Below are 20,664 nucleotides of genomic sequence, written 5' to 3'. Positions count from 1 at the left end.
TCACATGGACTCACACTCGGACGTACCGTGAAGTATGGCCGCTGACACGACGCAGTTCCTCGAGTGGACCCATCCGCGCGAGGAAATCGAGTACGGCGTCCTCATGGCCAACGGGCGTCTCGCACCTCGCACCTTTGCAAACCGTGCCGAAGCCGAACAGTGGGCGCACACCGATGAGGGCGAACAGGTCGTCGAGTTCAACCACGTGTGCTCGTGCGACTTGTGACTTAAGTCAGTGGCCTGGTAATCCCACTGTTCGCCCTGGCGGCGTTCATTGGCGCGACACCGGTGGGCACTACGCTGTGGCCGTGACGTCTCAGCGCCGGATCTCCCTCCTCGCCGCCGTCGGCATTGGCGTCGGCTCCATGATTGGCGCTGGCGTCTTCTCTGACATGTGGGTCGACGTCCTTGGCGCTGGCGATTGGTACGTCGTAGCGATTCTTGTGGCCGCGGCCGTCGCGCTCGCGAACGCGCTCTCGACCGCTCAGCTGGCTGCGAAGTACCCGGTCGCCGGGGGCGCCTACGCGTACGGACGCGCGGAGTTGAGCCCGCTTGCTGGGCACATAGCTGGTGCGGCGTTTGTCGTGGGCAAGACGTTGTCCGTGGCGGTCGGTGCCACCGTCCTGGGCTCATATGTCCTGCCCGGGCACGCTGCAGTCGTGGGCACGGCGGCGGTTGCGCTCGCATGGGCGCTGAATTCGCGCGGCATCACCCGAACGGCATTTGGCGCCACAGTGATTGCCGTCGTGGTCGTGGTCGCGTTGGCGGCGTTGGTGGTGACCGCCCTCAGCGCTGACCCCACGGTCGCTTGGGTCCCTTCAGAAGCACCGCTGATGGCCGCCGAGGCCTCCACGGCGACCTCGGGCCCACCGTTCCTCGTTGCCGTGGCGGCGACATTTTTCGCCTTCGCCGGCTACGCCCGCATCGCGACGCTCGGGGAGGAGGTGCGCGACCCCGCGAGGACGATTCCGCGCGCCGTTGTGATCGCGCTGGCAATCGTTGTCGCGGTGTATCTCGCGATTGCTTTCGCTCTGCACAAGTTCTTCGCGCTACCGCACTTCCCTGGAAACGAGGTCGAATGGCCGGTTCAACCCAACTTCGCGCGGGCTCCTCTCGAGGCATTGGCCGATGCCGTGGGCATGCCGGTCTGGATCATCACCGTGGCAGCCGCCCTGAGTGTGGGCGGGGCCATGCTGGCCGTGATGGCAGGTGCGGGGCGTACCGCGATGGCGATGGCCAGAGAAGGGGACTTGCCGCGCGCATTGGCTGATCAGGGTGCCTCGGGAGCCCCATGGCGCGCAGAGGCGGTCGTGGCCGTTGCGGCGATCGTGCTGGTGTGGACTGAGGGCACGTCGCTCGTCCTCGTCTCCGCTGCGAGCGTCCTGACGTACTACGCCGTGGCGAACATTGCGGCGGTGCGTCAGCGACGCGCCGGCCGCACGGCCGGGCTGCGTGTCCCCGTGGCGGTCTCGATCGCGGGCCTGGCAGCATCGGCCATACTCGCAGTTGTTGCACTGCAAGGCGCTGGACGCGCCTGGTGGCCGACGGTGTTGCTGGTGGTTGCAGTGCTCGGGTGGCCCTTGGCCGTGGCGCTCGTGAGGCGGCGCGGAGAACGCGCGTAACACGCGCCGGTGGCGTCGCGGGAATGAGGCCGCCAGGCCCTGCGTTTTCGAAAGCACACCCACCATCCTGGGAGTACCCCGACAGCATTACGGAGGACAGACTTATGAAGGCACTGTTTAACGGCACGGTCATTGCCCAGTCCGACGACACCGTCGTCGTCGAAGGTAACCACTACTTCCCGCTCGACTCCATCACGACCGAGTACTTCACAGACTCCGACATGGTCTCTGCTTGCCCGTGGAAGGGCGAGGCAAGCTACTGGGACGTGGTCGTCGACGGCGAACGCTCCTCTCACGCGGCGTGGTCGTACCGCGACCCTAAGCCGCGCGCAGAGAACATTCGCGACCATGTCGCGTTCTGGAACGGCGTCGAGGTCGTCGAAAACTAGGGCTCTCAGGTCTTGATCGCTACGCGGTCGCGGTGGTGGCAATCGCCCACCCCGCGGCTGCGAATGTGAATCCGAGGATGCACGTGACCACCAAGTAGGAGATGGTGGCGCGCTTGCGCCCTTCGTTCCACAGTTCAATGGCGTCGACGGCGAGCGAGGAGAACGTCGACAGTCCGCCGCCAAGGCCAGCGCCGAGCACAAGCATCCAACCCGGGTGTGCCGTCGAGAGCGCGGCGAGTACTCCCACCAGTCCTGATGCCACCGCGTTCGCGATCACCGTGTGCCACGGGAAGTCGGCTCCGTAGTCGATGCGTCCCAGCACGTAGCGGAACACAGCGCCAAAGCCGCAGCCAATGATCGCCCCCACGTACAGCGCCGCGTTCACAGCTCGGCCGCCTGAGAGTCAGCCCTACGAATACCCCAGCGCCAACCCACGGCCGCGGCAAGTACGGCGACCACCATGGTCCCCGCGAGCACGAGCAAGCCCTGCGCGATGCCAGCCTGGGCACTCCACGTCAGAGCCGCGACCGAAGAGAATGTGGTGAAGCCACCGAGCATCCCTGGGCCGACCATGGGCTGCCACCACTTCTTGCCCATGATGATTGACCATCCGGCGACTGCTCCGAGCACCGCGGATCCCACGACGTTGATAGTGAGCAGATCCCACGGAACCGCGCCCACGCTTGGGATGAGCTCGTCGAGAAGGATGCGCACTCCACCGCCGATCGCTCCGCCCAGGAAGACGAGGAGGACAGGAGGCATGGTTAGCGCGCGGCCAACCACTGGTCTGCGGCTGCGAGTTCCTCGTCGAGGCTCTCTGTCACAGTGCGCAGGAGCGAGCGCTCAATCATCGACCCAAACATGGGGATCTTGACGTTGACGTCACCCTCGATCTCCAGGTGTGAACCATCGGCGATCGGGGACAGTTGCAGCTTCCCAGCAGCCCGGCCGGGGGCGCCGGTGATCTCCACCGCGAACGTGCCTGTGCGGTCCTCGCCACTGGGCGCATTCCACGCCTCGGTGTACAGCACAGTCAGGTCCGAGCCCACGAAGTTGCGAAACTCTTGCGGAATGGACGACGAGGGGACAACTCGGCGAATCGAGACCGTGAATCCGTCCGTCACCGAGCCGCTCAGCGCGACGTCACTGCCGGTAGACCCGGAAGCATCTGCGCGACGCGCGGCAAAGGCTTCGTCGGCGAACATCGCATAGACGTCGGTCACGCTCGCTGCGAAGTCGTGTGAGTGAGAGAATTTCATTCCTTGCCCCTTACGCGTCGCCACCAGGCTACCGCCCCTTGTTGCGCGCTCTAGGCTAGAGGGGTGGCAACGCTCAGAGAGACCGCTGAAAAGTACGGCACCGTGACAGACGCGGAGGCCGAGTGGCTCGCGCTGCTCACTTCCGACTGGCAGATCATCGCTGACCTATCGTTCGCCGACCTGGTGCTGTGGCGCGCAGTCGACGACGGCTTTGTCGCGATCGCCCAATGCCGTCCCTCCACGGGGCCCACCGTGCATCAGGACGATGTTGTGGGCACCATGGCAGCGGCCGGCAGGATCGCGCACCTGCAACGGGCTCTTGACGAGGGTGAGATTGTCGCCTCGCGTGAGCCGCGGTGGGATGAGACGTACGCGGTGCGCGAAGATGCTCTGCCCGTCGTGATGGATGGGCGAGCCATCGCGGTCCTCACGCGTGAGGTGTCACAAGCCGTCTCGCGTTCTTCCAGCCGCCTTGAGCTGAACTACAAGGGCGCCGCTGACGACCTTCTCCACATGATCACACGTGGCGAGTTTCCGGTCACGACGTCAGTGACGGGGCCCCGGCGTGGGGCGCCGCGTGTGGGCGATGGTGTCCTGCGACTGGACGCGGCTGGACACGTGACCTATGCCAGTCCCAACGCACTGTCGTGCTTCCACCGGCTCGGCGTGACCGGGTCGCTGATGAACCGCTCGCTCCCGCGCGTGACCAGCGAGATCGTGCACGACAAGGGTCACATCGATGAGACCCTCGCGATGGTCGTGATGGGGCGTGCGGCGTGGCGCACCGACCTCGAGGCGAACGGTGCCGCACTGTCGCTCCGGGCCATTCCAGTCGTTGAGCGAGGGGAGAGGTCGGGCGCGGTACTGCTGTGCCGCGACGTGTCAGATTTGCGCCGTCGCGAGCGCGAGCTCATCACCAAGGACGCGACTATTCGCGAGATTCATCACCGCGTGAAGAACAACTTGCAGACTGTCGCAGCGCTACTGCGCATGCAGTCCCGCCGCGTGGATGCGCCGGAGGCGAAGGAAGCGCTAGCGGAGGCAATGCGGCGTGTGTCGACCATCGCGTTGGTTCACGAGACGCTGTCGGGCACGTTGGACGAACTCGTGAACTTCGACGATCTGGCTGCCCGCTCGATGCGCATGGCCGCGGAAATTGCGTCGCCAAATGTGCAGGTCAAGATTGTCCGCGAGGGCGACTTTGGGATGATTCCCGCGCAATACGGCTCGTCGCTCGCGCTGGTGATCACCGAGCTCGTCACCAATGCGGTGGAGCACGGCTTCGAGGGACGCGATCTTGGAACCATCACGGTGAATGCGACGCGCACAGGCGCCCACCTCGCCGTCACTATTGCAGACGACGGGGTGGGGCTGAGCGCGGAACCCTCGGGTTTGGGCTCGTCAATTGTGCGTACGCTCGTCGAAAACGAGCTGAGCGGTCAGATCGCGTGGAGCAACACCGACGCAGGGTCAGTCGTCAGCCTCGAAGTCCAGGTGGGGGAGTAAGGGTCGCTTACTTGGCTGCGCGGCGTGCGCGTGCGGCACGACGCTTCAGCGAGCGGCGCTCGTCCTCCGACAAGCCACCCCAGACACCGGAGTCCTGGTTGTGCTCCATGGCCCACTTGAGGCACACTTCACGAACCTCGCAGGTGCCGCAGACGGCCTTAGCCTTCTCGATCTGCACCAGTGCGGGGCCAGTGTTGCCAACGGGGAAGAAAAGCTCCGGGTCGTCAACGTCTAGGCATGCTGCGTTACTGCGCCAATCCATGGGATCCTCCAGTGGGGTGGGGAGGCGCGGACAATCCCAGACCTTTGGGGGTTCTTGAGGGGGACTATTCCGCTGCCGTCGCGTATGTCACTGCTTCTAGGTTCTCATTGTTAACAACAGATGACAAGAGGTCCGCGATGTGTGATGGCTCACATTTAGGGCGCGGTACTTTGGATGACATGAACAATTCTCTCACGGCGCGACAGCGAGTAGTGCGCCCTGTGGGAGTGGTGCTTGTCGGTCTTGAGGCTGTCGCGCTGCTCGTTTTTGCCGTCGTCACTGTCGTCGACTCCATCTCTGGTGACGGAACCGGATTGGGTTTTGCGGTCGCAGGAACCCTCGTGATCTTCGCGGTGGCATTGGGTCTTGCTGCTCGTGCATTGGCACGCGGCCAGCGGTGGGGTCGCTCGTATTCGATCATGTGGCAACTACTCCAGATCGCGTCGGCTGCACTGATGTTCTCAAGCGCTGCTGCGGTCGCGGTCGCTGCCATTGTGGTGGGCGTCATCGCGGGTGGCGCCGTCATGCTCGACGCCATCGAGGAGATGCCCGACGACGAGTGATCCCAGTTGCACGGCCGCCGCGTGGCCGTCCTGGATCACCACAACCCGGTGGGACACCGGAACTGGATCGACGAGGCCGCCGACCAGTGCGCGCGCGAACGTGCGGACGTCTCGAGGTCGCGGATTGCACAAGATGACCGGTCCGCTCGCCGTGACCAGCGCGGGCAGTTCCGCGGTGGTGACATCGCCGCCGAGCGATTCCACGATGGCGCTCCGCAGCGCACTGTCAGGACCCACCACCGTCGCTCCGTGCGGCGGGTGAACCTCCGCGCCGTCGTCGCCGCCCACACCCCATACGTCGCGGGGTGCGTGGGTCGGCAGGGGTGCGACCAGGGTCGTTGGTGGTGAAGCTGACTGGGTGACGAGTTGCGCGGGTCCGTCGCCGCCGGGTTCCTTGAGCCAGCATCGGCCCACCCGAATCCCCGCCACGCCCACCGTCGCGATGGCGCGCGGCTGACCCCACACGGTGGCCTGCTGGCGTTCCGTCCCCTCGGCAACGGCGACGATCGCTGCATGCTGGCCCACTCGAGCAGGCATACGCGCGGTGCCCGCGATGGCAGTGGGAAGCCCGAGCGCCAGCCGATCGAGGAAGGCTTCTTGCGCTGCGCCGTCATCGACCTTGGCGAGCTTCGTCATAGCAGCGTCAGCATTGTCGACCAGGAGCAGAACGTCCGTGCGCGCGGCAGCAAGCGCGATGGTGCGGGCGGCCTCGCGTGGATCGCCGGGAAGCCACACGGGGGTTGCCCCCAGACGGGGTGCTTGGGCTGCGATCGCGTGCAGCGTGCTGGTCTTGCCGCAGCGAGGTGGGCCCACGACGACGCACGCACCGTCGCGGGGGTTCCACACGACCTCGTGTTGGCGCCGATGGTCGGGGTCGTCGCGCACCGCCACCAGGTAGCCGTCAGATCGTGGCTGTGGCGCGAGAGTTGTTGGCAGTGGCGCGCACCACAAGGCCTGGGCGCGAGGAGCGTGTTCCCACCGCCGGGCCGCCGCGCTCGCGAGAGTGTCCCCTGGCGGAGGCGGCGCGTCTGCGCGGACAAGCGCAGGTGCCGTCGAGACCTGGGGTGTGGCCGCCTGCCAGAGCACGTCTCCGTCGGGCCCGGACAGAATCGCGCGGCCCGGCGACGTGCGGGGGAGATGGGCGGCGTCCCCTGAAGCGATCAGGTCGCGGGACTCGGACTCGGTGCTCACCCGTAGCGCGATGGTGGAGCCGATGTTCGCGCGGACCTCGGGTGTAACCGCTCCTGAGGGGCGCTGCGTGGCGAGGATAAGGTGCAGCCCGAGCGAGCGACCCTGCGCCGCAATTCGCGCCATCTCCGGGATGAAGTCACGCATGCGCACACTCATCTCCTGATATTCATCCACCACGACCAGGAGTCGTGGTGGAGCTTCACCGGCGCTCTCCCAGTCGCTGAGCGACACGAAACCGTTCTGTGCGAGCGCACGTTTGCGCTCCGCCACCTCATGCGCAAGGCCCGCGAGCGCACGCCGTGCCTGCTCATCGTCGAGGTCTGTGACGGTCGCCGCGACGTGCGGCAGATCAAGACACGTGCGCAGCCCCGCTCCGCCCTTGAAGTCCATGAGCGCGATCTGCAGGTCACGTGGGTGGTGGGCATGCGCCAGGCCCGCGACCAGTGTCTCGAGGAGCACCGACTTTCCCGAGCCGGTCGTGCCGGCGACCAGGAGGTGCGGTCCGTGGCGGTCGAGGTCGAGCACCACCGTGCCGCCGAGCCCCATGCCGACAGCCACGCGCATACGCCGCGGGCGTCCAGGAATCCGTCGAACATCGGCATCGTCCAGCTGTGCCCACCGAACGGTTCGCGGCAGTCCATCCCGCGCTCGCGATGCCGCACTGCGTCGAGCGGCTGCTTCGGCTGTCGCGGTATTCATCGCCAGCGGCGGGCGCTCGGCCACGCCGTTCTCGCTTGACTCGCGGGTAGCAGAGGCCTCGACGTCGACGACGGTCCGGCACCACGAGGGCTCGACCTGCCCGCGTTTCAACAGCACGACGTCGTCGTCGCCTGCGTCTGGTAGCCACCGAATCCACGACTCATCCCAGTCAGCGAGCCGGGCATTCCTGTCGATCATGATGGCGCGCGCGTACGCGCGCACCAGATCGTCGTCTCCGCGAATGGCGAGGCTCCCAGTGGGCAGTGGCGGCGTGGTGGCGGTACTGGTGTGCTCGCGCGTACGCGCCACGGCCCTAGCCCCAAGGATGGTCGCGGGAAGTGCGAGCGCGATGAGCGCGAGATACCAGCGGCCCGTGATCACGGCGATGACCGTGCCGCTAGCGAGAGCTCCGATGACGGCAGTCCACGGGATCCCTCCTCGCCTGCGGGCTTCCTCGCGGGCGCCGGCGGTCGAGCCTCGCAACTCAAGCCACGTGTGTCCGAGCACCACCGGCGCTCCAGCGGGCCACGGCCGGTGGCGCATGAACCGAGTGCCGATTCCATTCGTGGACCCCAAGTCAGTGATGCGCGGCGGCGCGCCGGGGTCAATGCGCGCGTGCCGAGAGGACAGAGCCGGGTCGTCGAGACGCCAGGGGGCATCGCGGCCTGAGCCGATGGTGACAGGTCCGGCGAGCGCCGCTACGGCTCCCGCGTCGGGTCCGCGGACGGCCACGAGGTGAGGCCCGGCGGGTGTGTCAGTCAGCGGACCAGGGGACTGCGAGAGCGCCGCACCCTCCACGAGGGGTGGCACGCCAGCCGGGTGGTCGTCAGTGAGGACGGTGGCTCCGCACCACAACTGGCCGCACTTCCACGCCGCGCGCATCTCGCTCACGGTGGTGCCGCGCTGAAGCTCCCAGTCTTGCCCTGAGGGGTCGGTGACGCGCATGACAGCCACGATGGCTCAGCGCGCGCTCGCCGCGCGCCCGTCGGGCGCGATCTGTGGATAGTCCCTACGGGGTCGACGCGGTGTGACCGGCGGTGACGGGGGCCACTTCGCCGGTCGAGGTCACGATGCCTGCGTACCAGGAATAGTTCCGATTCAGCAGGCTACGAGGGATGCCCTGCAGCGTGTACGCCGAATGGGAGACCTTGGAGTCGACGACGATCGATGGTGTTTCCGTCCACGGCACGGAGTCACCCTGGCGGGTGAGCACAAGGGGAGCCTGGCCAAACGCGCTCGCGACCTCGGCGAGCTGGTCTTCGGTGGGATCACGCAGTTCCAAAACAACGGGTGCGTCGCACATCACACGCAGCGATCCGTAGTGGGAACTGGTTCCCACAAGCACGATGGGCCGGCCCGGTTCGATGGCACACAAGTCATTGAGTTGGTCGCGCGCACCGATCATTTCGCGGGTCGTCACGTTGACGGCTCCCGAGATCGGATACTCGGCGCCCGGCACAATGCTGAGCCAGCTCGTGAGTGGGAGGAGCAGCATGGACACGCCCACGATGCGTCGCAGCAGGGCACGTAGGCGCTCAGATGTCGCCAACGATGCCAGGACCCAGCCCGCCGCAGCGGCGGCCAGGAGGAAGCCTGGGAGGGTGGCGGGTTCGAAGCGGCGAATGGCCCACAGCTGATCCGGCACGATGGACGGCCGCCACAAGTACAGGAGCGTGGGCGCGAGCACGGCGCCCAGGAACACCGCCCACGGGGCATCGCGACGCACCATGCGCATGGTGGCCCAGCCGAAGCCCAGGATGGCGAGGATCACCAGAGGCCACGTGAGGTAGTACGACAGCCAGGTGACGGTGGACTCCGCGTACGTGCGAGTGCCGTCCACGGGCAAACCTTGGGAAGTCTGGAAGCCTTCGACCACGCCATTCGTGAACTCGTCGCGCGACGTCTCGGTTCCGCGGTGCACGGTGGTCCACAGGGGGCGGGAGGCGAACACCAAGAGCGTGAGCGTCACGACTCCGCCGAGGATCCAGGCGCCCGTGGTGCCGAGCGCATCGGACAGTCGCTCCATCCACGACCCGGGACCGCGCGTCCACAACGCGGCCCACACGGCCAGCGCAATCGCCAATACGGTGTAGACGGCCAGTAGCGCGTGCGTCTCGTCGGCCAGCCGCTCCAAGTACTCGGTGGACCACAGCGCCACCGACACGTACCCGACCGCCACCGTCATCAGCTGCCACCCCACGAAGGTGAAGGCTGCATTGCGACGCCACCGAGCATCGGCCCTCATGGAGGCCAACGCGATGCCAACGCCCACGAGCGCCCCGATGGCGTAGCTGGGGCCGTCGACGCGGACCAGCATGGTGGCGCCTGAAGCGATCGCGCCCGCGGTGAGCAGGCCCGTGGAGCGTTCCGCGACGCCGCGCCACGCCCACAGGATTCCCGCGATCACGAGCAGGAGGGTAAGGGGCTCGGTGTAGGCAGGGCGGGACAGGCCGATGTGCGAAACAGTAAGTGCGAGGGCTCCAGCGGGGGCCAGGGCCGCCATGGGCGACAGAAACTGACGTGCGAGAGCGTAGACGGCGAGGATTCCGAGCGCGCCGATCAGCACGTTGGTCGCGAGTACTCCAGTATCGCCGGCGAGCCAGCCGCCGATGGCGATCGTGGCGGGGAGCATCTTTGCGCCCTGCGGTTGGATCACGTCGCCCTTGAGGTTCCAGGCTTCGGAGGCGTCGGGAAGCATTGACGAACTGGCCTCGGCCGCTTCGACGGCGCCCGCAGCGGGAATGTCGGTACTGCCGTGATCGACGAGCCACAGGCCCGACAGCGTCAGGAAGCCCGGGTCGCGGACCACGATGAGGTACTCCGCGGCCAGCATCATGTTGACGACTGTCCAGGCGAGCGTGCCCCCGACGGCGATGAGCCCGGCGAGTGCAGCTCGGGGGGTGAGGTCCCGTGGTGTGCACGCGCGCCAACCCAGCACCGTCAGCACGATCGCCGCCGGCAGGACGGTCCACCAATAGTGGACGCCAGCGGTCACCATGACACCGGCCGCAAGGGCAATACACACTCCGATAAGCACGAGGCGTTCGGGTAGGGCCGCGGCGACGCGCACCCTCACGGGAGTGGTCGCGGTCATGGCTTCAGTCGTCACGGGCGCCACCCTACCGGCGGGCGGAGCGCATTCGTGGGCCCCGTTGGCGGTTCGCGTCGTTGCAATGTGCCGCGCCCCCGGTATCGTTACCTCATGACTCGAATCGTCTTGGTCGAAGATGACCCGACCATTTCAGAACCCTTGACCCGCGCTTTGGGAAGAGAAGGGTATGACGTGGAGTGGCACGGGACCGGTATGGGCGGCGTGGGAGCAGCGGATGACGCTGACCTCGTCATCCTCGACCTTGGCCTACCGGACATCGATGGTGTGGACGTAGCTCGCCGCATCCGCGACAAGGGACTCCAGGTACCTATCCTCATGCTGACCGCGCGCGCCGACGAGGTTGACCTTGTGGTCGGGCTCGACGCTGGCGCGGATGACTATGTCACCAAGCCTTTCCGCCTTGCGGAGCTTTTGGCGCGCGTTCGTGCGCTGTTGCGCAGGCGCCTGGCTGGCGACGGCGCCGGCGAACTGTCTGTTCACAACGTGCGCATTGATGTCGCTGGACACCGTGCTTACCTCGACGACCGCGAACTGCAACTGTCGGGCAAGGAGTTCGACCTCCTGCACATCCTCGTCGCCAATGCCGGCTCCGTGGTCTCGCGCGAGACGCTGATGCGTGACGTGTGGGATGCCGAGGCTTCCGCGCCGTCGAAGACCCTGGACATGCATGTGTCGTGGCTGCGCCGCAAGCTCGGTGACGACGCGACGTCACCTCGCTACATCACCACTGTGCGAGGCATGGGCTTCCGCTTCGAGAACGACGAGTAGGGGCCACCCTTGCGGCGCAGAATTCTGCGTGCCACGGTCTCAGCACTCGCCGTGGCAGTGGTGCTGCTCGGCATCCCGCTGGGGATTGCGGCCGTTGAACTGGTGCGCAATGACGCCCTGAGTGACCTCGACCTGCGCACGGCGACCGCCGCACGCGCGCTCGAGGTGCGATACAGCGCTGGGGAAACCATCACCGAGGACGTCTTGGACTCGTACGTGTCCGACGTCGCGGGCGCCCCTGCATACATTTACGTCAGCCTGCCCGATGGCACGGTCCTCACCGCAGGCGAGGAGCCTCGCCCAGCGTTCTCCGACTCTCACGTGACCGATGACGGCCTGGTCGTCGTCATGTACGTGCCGTGGTGGGACGTGTTCTGGTCCGCGGCGCGGTTTGTGGTGCTCGTGATTGGCGCTGGCCTCGTGGCCGTGGCCGCCGGTATCGCGACCGCGATCTGGCAGGCCAATCGCCTCACCGCGCCGCTGGTCTACCTCGCCGCCTCCGCCGAGCAGCTCGGTACTGGGCAGGTGCGGCCGCAACTCGAGAAGTCCGGGATCGAGGAGATCGATCAGGTCGCGGAGGAGTTGGAGCGGTCGGCGGACCGGATGGCCGCCCGCTTGGCCACGGAACGCCAGTTTGCGGCCGATGCTTCACATCAGTTGCGTACCCCACTCACCGCGCTCAATATGCGCCTGGAGGAGATCGGGGCCCTGTCGGACAGCGACGAGGTCCGCGAAGAGGTCGATAAGTCCTTGGAACAGGTCGAGCGCCTTGTTGGCGTGGTCGATGAGCTCTTGGGGCGTTCGCGCCAGGCACTCGGCTCGGGCACGGAACTTGTCGCGCTGGAGGAGATCTTCCAGCAGCAGCGTGAAGAGTGGATGCCTGCGTTCTCCGCGGCCGGCCGTGACCTGGTGATCCACCGCACCGACGCGACCGTCTTTGCTACGCCGGGGGGCCTCGCCCAGGTTCTGGCCACACTGATCGAGAACTCGTTGCATCACGGTGGCGGAACCACCACGGTGTCCGCGCGCGAGTCGGGTGCCAATCACGCGACCGTCGTTGAAGTGCGTGACGAAGGTGACGGTGTTCCCGAGGAACTGGCACCGCGCATTTTCGAGCGTGAGGTTACCTCGGGTCGTGGCACCGGTCTTGGACTTGCCTTGGCGCGTGACCTTGTGTCAGCGGACGGCGGGCGCCTGGAATTGGCGCAGCGGGTGCCGGCGGCATTCGCAGTGTTCCTGCAGGGAGTGCCCGAGATGGTCGACCTGGACTCCGTGATCCCTCACGGTCAGACAGTCAATCCGCGCCATCGTCGCTAACGCTTCCCGCAGCATCGGCCTGCGCCTTCCCCTCCGAGGTAAAGACGAACAGGTCGTAGCCGATGTAGCGCGTGATTGTGCCCAGTCCAATGCCGATGATGGACGCGACGTTGTCCGCCATCAACGAGGTGTATCCCAGGCCGTGGTGACTGATCGCGACCACAGCAGCCTCGAGGACGATCGCCACGCCGTTGATCACGGCAAACAGGGCGAGTTCGCGAGTGGGTGTGTGGCGTTTTGGTCCTCTGAACGTCCAGCCGCGATGCGCCCACCACGCGAAGATGATGGACACGACCGTTGCGATGATCTTTGCGGTGACGACGCGGTCGTCATCACCCGCGATCTCGCTGTCCGGCGCGAGTGGGCCAAGCCTCAGCAGATTGAAAACTCCGAGGTTCACGACGATTCCGGCGATCCCCACAGCCCCAAAGCGCAACAGTTCCCCCGCGCGGGATCGAAGCGTGGTCAGGATCGTCACGAGAGACGAGCCTAGTCGCCGGTAGGTTAGTGCCATGACTTCCCCCATCGTTGCCGTCGTCGGCGGCGGTCAGCTTGCCCGCATGATGGCCCCCGTGGCCACGAATCTGGGCATCACCTTGCGCGTCCTCGTCGAATCCGAGTCCGCTGCTGCCGCCGCTCCCGCCCACGAGACCGTCGTCGGACTGCCGACCGACCCTGAGGCTATCGAGCGTCTGTTGGCACATCCGCGGCCGGCCGTCCTCACTTGGGAGCACGAGCACATCCCCGCCGAGGTGTTCGAGGCGTCTGAGGCGGTGGGTGTCCCCGCTCGTCCGGGGCTCGAGGCGTTGCGCTTTGCACAGGACAAGATCGAGATGCGCCAGCGCATGGATGAGCTTGGCCTGCCCAACCCCGCCTGGGCCATCGCGGAGACCGCGGCCGACGTCGACGCCTTCCTCGATGCCCACGGCGGCGAGGCCATCCTCAAAACTGCACGCGGCGGCTACGACGGCAAGGGCGTAATGGTGATCCGAGCATCGGCCGATGCTCACGGCTGGCTTGAGGCCACCGCCCAAGGTGGGCCCCGCTTGCTGTTGGAAGAGAAGGTTCCGTTCACGCGTGAACTCGCCGTGCAGATCGCGCGTCGCCCAAGCGGCGACGCCTGCACGTGGGTGGTCGTCGAGTCCATCCAGCGCAATGGGGTGTGCTCGGAGGTGACTGCCCCGGCACCAGAACTGAGCACGACTCTCGCGCGACAGGCGGAAGGAATCGCCCGCACCATCGCTGCCGAACTCGACGTCACCGGCGCACTCGCGGTTGAACTCTTCGAGGTCGACGGCCAGATTCTTATCAATGAGCTCGCGATGCGGCCGCACAATTCCGGCCACTGGACCATGGATGGCGCCGTGACGAGCCAGTTCGAGCAGCACCTGCGTGCAGTGCTCGACCTTCCGCTCGGCGACACCGCCCCCACCGCGCCATGGACGGTCATGGCCAACGTGCTGGGCGGCGAGCGCACGGAGCTGGAAGAGTCCCTCGCGGATGTCACCGACGGTGCCGCGAAGATCCACCTGTATGGCAAGGGCGTGCGCCCGGGCCGCAAGGTGGGACACGTCAATCTTTCCGGCGCAGACCGCGCCGAGACCCACGATCGGGCCGTGGCCGCAGCAGCCGTGGTCCGGGATGGAGTGACCTCATGAGCGAAGGCATCAAGGTCGGCATCGTGATGGGGTCGGACTCCGACTGGCCCACCATGGAAGCCGCCGCCACTGCGTTGAGCGAGTTCGGGATCACGTTCGAGAAGGACGTCGTGTCCGCGCACCGCATGCCCGACGAAATGATTGCCTACGGTCGTGAAGCGGAAGAGCGCGGCCTGCGCGTCATCATCGCCGGCGCGGGCGGGGCGGCACACCTGCCCGGCATGCTCGCGTCCGTGACGACGCTTCCGGTCATTGGCGTGCCCGTGCCGCTCAAGCACCTGGACGGCATGGACTCACTGCTGTCGATAGTGCAGATGCCGGCAGGCGTGCCCGTGGCGACAGTGTCGATCGGCGGTGCCCGCAACGCCGGTCTCTTGGCAGCCAGGATTCTGGGTGCCGGCGAGACCGACGAGGCGGCAGCGGTGCGCGACAAGATGCGCCAGTTCCAGTCGGAGCTGCGCGACGTCGCCTACGCCAAGGGCGAGCGCCTGCGCAACCAGTAGTCGCCTACCGAACCGAGCGCTGCCCGTCTGCCCACGTGAGGTAGCCGCCGTCGAGGTTGACCGCGTCGAATCCCAACTGGCGCAAGACACGCGTGGCCGTGTGTCCTCGGAGTCCGACCTTGCAGTGGACAACGATGCGGCGGTCCTGCGGGAGTTCGCCGTGGCGCTCGCGAAGAGCGTTGACGGGGATGAGGATGGACGTGCCGCCGGCGTCGACGTAGCCCTCTTCTCGCTCGGAGGATTCGCGCACGTCAACGACGAAGTCGTCGGCGGTGACTTCGTGCCATTGCACCATCGGCGATGATCCCGACGCCGCGTTTTCCGCAATGTAGCCGAGCATGTTGACGGGGTCCTTGGCCGACCCATACGCAGGGGCGTAGGCGAGTTCCAGGTCCGCGAGTTCACTCGCTCGAATCCCGCCACGGATGGCCGTCGCGATCACGTCGATGCGCTTGTCTGCTCCCTCAATGCCGATGGCCTGAGCGCCAAGAATGGCGTCGGTGTCCGGGTCGACGAGCAACTTCAAGGCGAGGGCCGATGCTCCTGGGTAGTAGCCCGCATGGTTCAGCGGGTGCGTGTGGAGTGCGCGGTACGGGCGGCCCTCGGCGCGAAGGCGGCGCTCGGTGCGGCCAGTCACGGCTGCGGTGAGACCGAACACGCCCACCACCGCGGTGCCGATCGAGGGACCGACGTTCACATCACGGCCCGCGATGGCATCAGCCACGCGTCGTCCGTGACGGTTGGCGAGGTTGGCAAGAGGGATCAACGTGGGGCCGTCGCTGAAGGCGTCCGCCTTGGCCGCGGCGTCCCCGACCGCGTAGATGTCAGGTTCTGAGGTGCGCATCGCATCGTCGACGGCGATGCCGCCATTGGGTGCAAGGACGAGACCCGCATCTGTCGCGAGCTGGCTATCGGGACGGACCCCGATCGACGCAATCACGAGGTCGGCAGGCCGTTCCTGGGTGCCGTCGGGGCCTTCGGTGACCACGGCATCGGCCGTGATGGCAGTCGCCTGCGTGCGCGTCAGTACTCGTACGCCGTTGGCCTCAAGCCGGTCCTGGATGCGAATCGCAAGCTCCGGGTCGAGTGCGCTGAGGACCTGGTCGGCGAGTTCAACGACGGTCACGGACAGGCCGCGGTGTGCGAGGTTTTCCGCGATCTCGAGGCCTACGAAGCCGGCGCCGATCACGACGGCAGTTGAGGCACCCTCCATGCTTGCGACCACGCGGTCGACGTCGGCGACGTCGCGCAACGTGAGCGCGCGCTCGGCTCCAGGGATGGGCGGAACGATGGGTCGCGCGCCGGGCGCAAGAATGAGTGAGTCGTATGACTCAGTGGCGTCGCTGTGCTCGCCGGAATCGATCGTCACCGTCTTCGCGGCGGGGTCGATGGACGTGACGAGCGAGCGCGTGCGCACGTCAAGATTGAACCGAGCGTGAAGCGATTCCGGGGTCTGGAGCAGCAGGGCGTCGCGCTCCTCGATCACGCCGCCGGCGTAGTACGGCAATCCGCAGTTGGCGAATGACACGTGCTCGCCGGCCTCGAGGACGACAATGTGTGCGTTCTCGTCGAGGCGGCGTAGGCGAGTGGCGGCGGACATTCCTGCCGCGACTGCGCCGATGATGACGACTTTGTGGGCCATGTGGTCCTCCTTGGGGTTGCAAACAATATACCCCTGGGGGTATTGTCGAAGCAACTTCAGCTACGACCTAAGGAGTCGCTTATGTGTTCGCCCGTTTCCTGCCGCCAATGCGGCAAGACCACCTGGACCGGTTGTGGTCAGCATGTTGATTCGGTGAAGGCCCGCGTGCCTGCCGGTCAGTGGTGCGAGGGCCACGACAAGCCCGCCGGGCGCTCGTTCTTCCCGTGGTTGCGGGGTAAGTGACATGGCGGCCGATGCTGAGGTTCAGCGTGCAGCGCTCAATCGCCTGAAGCGTGCCCGCGGGCAGTTGGATGGCGTGATCCGCATGGTCGAGGAGGGTGGCGACTGTGAGCCCACCGTCACGCAGCTCGCCGCCGTGTCCAAGGCGCTCGACCGCGCAGGATTCATGATCATCTCTTCGTCTGTTCGCGAGTGCCTGGCCTCTGCGGACGAGGAGGGTCGCGAGGCGGACCTGGCCCGGTTGGAGAAGGTCTTCCTGTCGCTCGCGTGATGGCGCGCGGCTGGCCCTATCTTTTCGCAACGTAGGTATTGCCAAAATGCGTTGGGGGTCGCTATCGTCACTGTCACGAGCGCGCATCGAGTGCGCCCCACCCGTGACAAGGAGCGTGAGATGTCGATCTCGGTCTCAGCACTGGCGCACGTCGCTGCACTGGCATCTGCGGTGCCGCAATTGACGGTGTCCCTCGACACCCACGGCGGCACCACTGTGATCGTCGGCGACTTCGCCGAGGCATCGATGTGCGCGCACGCCTTCCGACATGTGGTGTCTCAGTGGCCGGCGCAGAACGCTCACGACCCCTGCGTCGAGCAGATCCACTTCGATGGCGGCCATGCCCGCGGGCCCCTGCTCGCCGCCGGGCCGGTGAGGTGGTTCGTGACCGATCTCTCCGCCCAACGAGCCGTCAGCGCACTGAGGTCAGTTCGCCCGCGTGCCCAAGGAGCGGCAGCCTCGGTGCGCTTCGACTCCGTGCTCGCCGTTTCGGTGGTGCGCTTTGAATCGGACGTGCTCGACGCCGACGCACTCGACGAGCTCGCCACGTCGGCCTACGCCGCGTGCGCGGTGGAGCACCTCGTCAACGAAGCCGCCACCGACGCCGCCTAAGCCCAGACGGGAGTGGGCTGGATTGCCCAGCCCAACCCCGGCATCGGCCCGACTAACTGTCCGCAGCCTCCTTGAAGGCCCGGCGAGGCTCGTGGATCCGACCCAGCGAAACCAGGTCGCGACGGAAGAACAGCGCCGTCGTCCAGTCCACCACCACGCGGGCCTTGCGGTTAAACGAGGGAATTTGGCTCATGTGATAGGTCCGGTGCATGAACCATGCGGGCCATCCACGCAGCTTCACACCCATGACCTGCGCGACACCCTTGTTGAGGCCCAGCGATGCCACCGTACCCAGGTGCTTGTGCTTGTACTCCTTCACCTCGCGGCCATGAATCTGGTTGGCGAGATTGGCGCCCAACAGCCGAGCTTGGCGCACCGCGTGCTGCGCTGATGGCGCGCACCATGCACCTTCACCTTTGGCGAGGTCAGGGACCTGGGCGCAATCGCCAGCTGCCCAGGCGCCGGGCACGACGTTGCCGTCGTCATCGGCAACCTGCAGGGTTGGCAGCGCATTGACGTGGCCGCGTGGGCCGGTGGGAAGGTCGGAAGCGCCCAGCACGGGATTGGGCTTGACTCCCGCGGTCCACACCACGGTGTCCGCGTCGAATTCCTGGCCGTCAGAGAGCTTGATGCGGCCCTCTTCGCAGCTCTCGAGGCGTGTGGCGAGGTAGATCTCCATGCCGCGCTTGCGAAGCACCTCGAGCGTGTAGCCGCCCATTTCCTCGCCCATCTCGGGCAGGATGCGCGGCATGGCCTCGACCATCACGAAGCGCAGATCGGCGGGCTTGAGCTCGGGGTAGTAGCGCAGGGCCGCTCGGGCCATGTCTTCGGTTTCAGCATAGGCCTCGATTCCCGCGAAGCCGCCTCCCACAAAGACGAAGGTCAGCAGGCGCCGCCGCACGTGCGGGTCCTCGGTGGTGGCCGCGCGGGCGATGCGGCCCAGCACGGTGTTGCGCAGGTTGATCGCTTCCTCGACCCATTTAAAGCCGATGCCCATCTCGGCAAGGCCAGGGATCGGAAGGGTCCGTGGGATCGCACCTAGCGCCACGACGACCTCGTCGTACTCGAGGTCCTGGTCGCCGCCAAAGTCGGTCTCGACGCGCACGCGGCGTTCGTCGTGAACGATGTCGGTGATCTTGCCCTGGACGATGCGGACGCCCTTGAGCTCCTTGCGCAGCGGCACCACGACGTGGCGCGGCTCGATGGAGCCGGCGGCCGCTTCAGGCAGGAACGGTTGATACGTCATGTAAGCCCGGCGGTCGACGATGGTGATGTCGACGTGGTTGCCGGCCTTCTTCTTGAGGGTCAGGGCGGTGTACAGGCCGACGTAGCCGCCGCCCAGGATCAGAACGCGAGTTGGACTCATGATTGCCTCCTGAACAGTGCAACGCATCCACGGCCGCACTGTTCCATCCAGGTGAAAATTGATGGTGTGCGCCGGTGCGCGGTCAATGCGCGCTACTGCGGCATCACCGGGTGGAGAACGTCGAGCCTTGGCTGCCTCACGTGCGGGCGCCTGCGTGCTCCACCATTGGCAATCGTAGACCGTGGTGAGAGTGGGGAACCGCTAGCGGTTCTCTCCCACCATGGTCGTCACGTCCAGGAGCTCGTCGAGCTGCGCCTCGGTGATCTCGCCGCGCTCCACGAAGCCCAGGTCGATTGTCGCTTCACGCACCGTCAGGCTCGCCTTCACGGCATGCTTGGCGATCTTGGCGGCGTTCTCGTAGCCAATGACACGGTTCAGCGGCGTCACGATCGACGGCGAAGCCTCCGCGAGGAAGCGGGCGCGGTCCACGTTTGCCGTGATGCCGTCGATGGTGCGCTCGGCAAGGACCTGCGAGGTATTGCCCAGCAGACGCATCGACTCGAGCACGCCCAGCGCCATGACCGGAATCTGCACGTTCAGTTCAAATGCGCCCGAGGCGCCGGCCCATGCAACGGTCGCGTCGTTGCCGATGACACGTGCGCACACCATGAGTGTGGCCTCGGGGATGACCGGGTTGACCTTGCCGGGCATGATCGACGAGCCGGGCTGCAGGTCGGGGAGTGCGATTTCGCCCAAGCCGGTGTTGGGGCCCGAGCCCATCCAGCGCAGGTCGTTGCAGATCTTCGTCAGCGATACGGCGACGGTTTTCAACGCACCGGACACCTCGACAAGTCCGTCGCGCGCGGACTGCGCCTCGAAGTGGTTGCGGGCCTCCGTAATGGGCAGACCGGTGTCCTCGGCGAGTAGCGCGATGACGCGCTGCGGGAAGCCGTCAGGGGTGTTGATGCCTGTACCGACTGCGGTGCCGCCCTGGGGGACCTCGGCGACGCGGGGGAGAGCGGCCTCGAGGCGCTCAATCCCGTAGCGAATAGCGGCCGCGTATCCGCCGAACTCCTGGCCCAGGGTCACGGGCGTCGCGTCCATCAGGTGGGTGCGGCCCGACTTGTAGACCTCGGAGAACTCGGACGCCTTGGCCTCCAGCGACTGCGCGAGGCGGTCGAGCTGGGGCAAGAGGTCGTTGACCAACTGCGACGTGGCGGCGACGTGCACCGAGGTGGGGAACACGTCGTTGGAGGACTGCGAGCAGTTCACGTGGTCGTTGGGGTGCACGTCTGCGCCAAGCTTGCGCGTGGCAAGCGTGGCGAGCACCTCGTTGGTGTTCATGTTCGAGCTGGTTCCGGAGCCGGTCTGGAAGACGTCGACGGGGAAGTGCTCGTCGTATTCGCCCGAGGCGACCTCGTCCGCGGCAGCCACGATCGCGTCAGCGATGTCCTGGTCCAGCACGCCAAGCTCAGAGTTGGCGCGTGCGGCCGCCTTCTTCACGCGTGCAAGCGCCTCGATGTGGCGGCGCTCAAGCGTGGTGCCCGAGATCGGGAAGTTCTCGACGGCACGCTGTGTCTGCGCGCGGTACAGGGCGTTCGCGGGTACGCGGACCTCGCCCATGGTGTCGTGTTCGATGCGGTATTCAGGTGCCTCGTTGCTTGCCATGGCACACATTCTGGCACCATCTTGCGCCCGTTCAGAACCCCTGGTTCCCCGTGCGGGAGCACAGCCGTGAGATGGG

At 66.4% G+C, this 20,664-nt stretch carries 22 protein-coding genes; 12 read left to right on the top strand and 10 right to left on the bottom strand.

The genetic code is table 11. The annotated features are described in order from the left end of the window. Positions 1 to 34: 34 nt before the first annotated feature. From AOP74_RS02800 to AOP74_RS02790, 3 genes are all read left to right on the top strand, one after another. Positions 35 to 226 (top strand): hypothetical protein, encoded by a 192-nt coding sequence (locus AOP74_RS02800; RefSeq protein ID WP_061960815.1) that lies wholly within the window; start codon positions 35 to 37, stop codon positions 224 to 226. Positions 227 to 308: 82 nt separating this feature from the next. Continuing rightward, on the top strand, positions 309 to 1,622 hold the full coding sequence (locus tag AOP74_RS02795; RefSeq protein ID WP_160297438.1) for an APC family permease: 1,314 nt from the start codon (positions 309 to 311) through the stop codon (positions 1,620 to 1,622). 104 nt (positions 1,623 to 1,726) lie between these two features. Further along, positions 1,727 to 2,011 carry a DUF427 domain-containing protein gene (locus AOP74_RS02790; protein WP_061960813.1) on the top strand — a complete coding sequence of 95 codons (285 nt, stop codon included), beginning with the start codon at positions 1,727 to 1,729 and terminating at the stop codon, positions 2,009 to 2,011. A gap of 19 nt (positions 2,012 to 2,030) precedes the next feature. Here AOP74_RS02790 and AOP74_RS02785 read toward each other — a convergent pair whose 3' ends face one another. From AOP74_RS02785 to AOP74_RS02775, 3 genes are read right to left on the bottom strand one after another with little or no spacing between them, the layout of a single operon-like run. Beyond that, the gene (locus AOP74_RS02785; protein ID WP_061960812.1) at positions 2,031 to 2,396 is read right to left on the bottom strand and encodes a fluoride efflux transporter FluC; all 366 of its coding nucleotides are present in this window, start codon (positions 2,394 to 2,396) and stop codon (positions 2,031 to 2,033) included. Continuing rightward, complete coding sequence (locus tag AOP74_RS02780) at positions 2,393 to 2,773, bottom strand: fluoride efflux transporter FluC (protein WP_082096169.1); 381 nt, start codon at positions 2,771 to 2,773, stop codon at positions 2,393 to 2,395. The genes AOP74_RS02785 and AOP74_RS02780 overlap by 4 nt, the downstream gene beginning before the upstream one ends. Positions 2,774 to 2,775: 2 nt before the next feature. Next, positions 2,776 to 3,270, bottom strand: a complete 495-nt coding sequence (locus AOP74_RS02775) for a DUF2505 domain-containing protein (RefSeq protein ID WP_061960810.1) — start codon at positions 3,268 to 3,270, stop codon at positions 2,776 to 2,778. 63 nt (positions 3,271 to 3,333) lie between these two features. On the opposite strand from AOP74_RS02775, the gene AOP74_RS02770 reads away from it, so the two are divergent. Continuing rightward, entirely contained in the window at positions 3,334 to 4,776 is a 1,443-nt protein-coding gene (locus AOP74_RS02770) for a sensor histidine kinase (RefSeq protein WP_061960809.1), read from the top strand. Positions 4,777 to 4,783: 7 nt separating this feature from the next. On the opposite strand, the gene AOP74_RS02765 is transcribed toward AOP74_RS02770, so the two are convergent. After that, positions 4,784 to 5,038 (bottom strand): WhiB family transcriptional regulator, encoded by a 255-nt coding sequence (locus AOP74_RS02765; protein WP_061960808.1) that lies wholly within the window; start codon positions 5,036 to 5,038, stop codon positions 4,784 to 4,786. Positions 5,039 to 5,217: 179 nt separating this feature from the next. Here AOP74_RS02765 and AOP74_RS12110 point away from each other — a divergent pair, with 179 nt between their 5' ends. Then, the gene (locus tag AOP74_RS12110) at positions 5,218 to 5,601 is read left to right on the top strand and encodes a hypothetical protein (protein WP_152649134.1); all 384 of its coding nucleotides are present in this window, start codon (positions 5,218 to 5,220) and stop codon (positions 5,599 to 5,601) included. Here the strand turns inward: AOP74_RS12110 and AOP74_RS02760 are convergent. Both AOP74_RS02760 and AOP74_RS02755 read right to left on the bottom strand, forming a co-directional pair. Further along, positions 5,500 to 8,436, bottom strand: coding sequence for an FHA domain-containing protein (locus tag AOP74_RS02760; RefSeq protein WP_061960807.1), 2,937 nt, complete (start codon positions 8,434 to 8,436; stop codon positions 5,500 to 5,502). The two genes, AOP74_RS12110 and AOP74_RS02760, sit on opposite strands and share 102 nt — an antisense overlap. A 64-nt stretch (positions 8,437 to 8,500) precedes the next feature. Beyond that, the gene (locus AOP74_RS02755) at positions 8,501 to 10,600 is read right to left on the bottom strand and encodes a hypothetical protein (protein ID WP_061960806.1); all 2,100 of its coding nucleotides are present in this window, start codon (positions 10,598 to 10,600) and stop codon (positions 8,501 to 8,503) included. A 93-nt stretch (positions 10,601 to 10,693) separates the two neighbouring features. On the opposite strand from AOP74_RS02755, the gene AOP74_RS02750 reads away from it, so the two are divergent. Then, entirely contained in the window at positions 10,694 to 11,371 is a 678-nt protein-coding gene (locus AOP74_RS02750) for a response regulator transcription factor (RefSeq protein ID WP_061960805.1), read from the top strand. Positions 11,372 to 11,380: 9 nt separating this feature from the next. After that, complete coding sequence (locus AOP74_RS02745) at positions 11,381 to 12,688, top strand: ATP-binding protein (RefSeq protein ID WP_061960804.1); 1,308 nt, start codon at positions 11,381 to 11,383, stop codon at positions 12,686 to 12,688. Here AOP74_RS02745 and AOP74_RS02740 read toward each other — a convergent pair. Continuing rightward, complete coding sequence (locus AOP74_RS02740; protein ID WP_160297437.1) at positions 12,666 to 13,166, bottom strand: GtrA family protein; 501 nt, start codon at positions 13,164 to 13,166, stop codon at positions 12,666 to 12,668. The two genes, AOP74_RS02745 and AOP74_RS02740, sit on opposite strands and share 23 nt — an antisense overlap. Before the next feature lie 34 nt (positions 13,167 to 13,200). Here AOP74_RS02740 and AOP74_RS02735 point away from each other — a divergent pair, with 34 nt between their 5' ends. Beyond that, a complete protein-coding gene (locus AOP74_RS02735; protein ID WP_061960802.1) occupies positions 13,201 to 14,346 on the top strand; it encodes a 5-(carboxyamino)imidazole ribonucleotide synthase in 1,146 nt (381 codons plus the stop codon). Then, positions 14,343 to 14,849 (top strand): 5-(carboxyamino)imidazole ribonucleotide mutase, encoded by a 507-nt coding sequence (gene purE, locus AOP74_RS02730; RefSeq protein ID WP_061960801.1) that lies wholly within the window; start codon positions 14,343 to 14,345, stop codon positions 14,847 to 14,849. Before AOP74_RS02735 ends, purE begins: the two co-directional genes overlap by 4 nt. A gap of 4 nt (positions 14,850 to 14,853) precedes the next feature. Here the strand turns inward: purE and AOP74_RS02725 are convergent, their stop codons facing one another. Next, positions 14,854 to 16,491: an FAD-dependent oxidoreductase gene (locus AOP74_RS02725; RefSeq protein ID WP_061960800.1), complete on the bottom strand. Its 1,638-nt coding sequence runs from the start codon at positions 16,489 to 16,491 to the stop codon at positions 14,854 to 14,856. Between the two features lie 81 nt (positions 16,492 to 16,572). On the opposite strand from AOP74_RS02725, the gene AOP74_RS12480 reads away from it, so the two are divergent. The 3 genes from AOP74_RS12480 to AOP74_RS02715 all read left to right on the top strand — a co-directional run bounded on the left by AOP74_RS12480 (position 16,573) and on the right by AOP74_RS02715 (position 17,614). Beyond that, a complete protein-coding gene (locus AOP74_RS12480; RefSeq protein ID WP_500778251.1) occupies positions 16,573 to 16,734 on the top strand; it encodes a DUF8730 family Cys-rich protein in 162 nt (53 codons plus the stop codon). Between the two features lies 1 nt (position 16,735). Then, positions 16,736 to 17,002, top strand: coding sequence for a metal-sensitive transcriptional regulator (locus AOP74_RS02720; protein ID WP_061960799.1), 267 nt, complete (start codon positions 16,736 to 16,738; stop codon positions 17,000 to 17,002). 120 nt (positions 17,003 to 17,122) lie between these two features. Then, entirely contained in the window at positions 17,123 to 17,614 is a 492-nt protein-coding gene (locus AOP74_RS02715) for a hypothetical protein (protein WP_061960798.1), read from the top strand. Positions 17,615 to 17,666: 52 nt separating this feature from the next. Here the strand turns inward: AOP74_RS02715 and AOP74_RS02710 are convergent, their stop codons facing one another. Beyond that, positions 17,667 to 18,980: an NAD(P)/FAD-dependent oxidoreductase gene (locus tag AOP74_RS02710; RefSeq protein ID WP_061960797.1), complete on the bottom strand. Its 1,314-nt coding sequence runs from the start codon at positions 18,978 to 18,980 to the stop codon at positions 17,667 to 17,669. Positions 18,981 to 19,181: 201 nt separating this feature from the next. Beyond that, complete coding sequence (locus AOP74_RS02705) at positions 19,182 to 20,588, bottom strand: class II fumarate hydratase (protein WP_236683705.1); 1,407 nt, start codon at positions 20,586 to 20,588, stop codon at positions 19,182 to 19,184. Positions 20,589 to 20,664: the final 76 nt, after the last annotated feature.

The organism is Demequina flava (assembly GCF_000975035.1).
Taxonomy (GTDB): Bacteria; Actinomycetota; Actinomycetes; order Actinomycetales; family Demequinaceae; genus Demequina; species Demequina flava.
The sequence above is the reverse complement of the archived record's forward strand: the minus strand, read 5'-3'. Positions and strand labels throughout refer to the sequence as shown.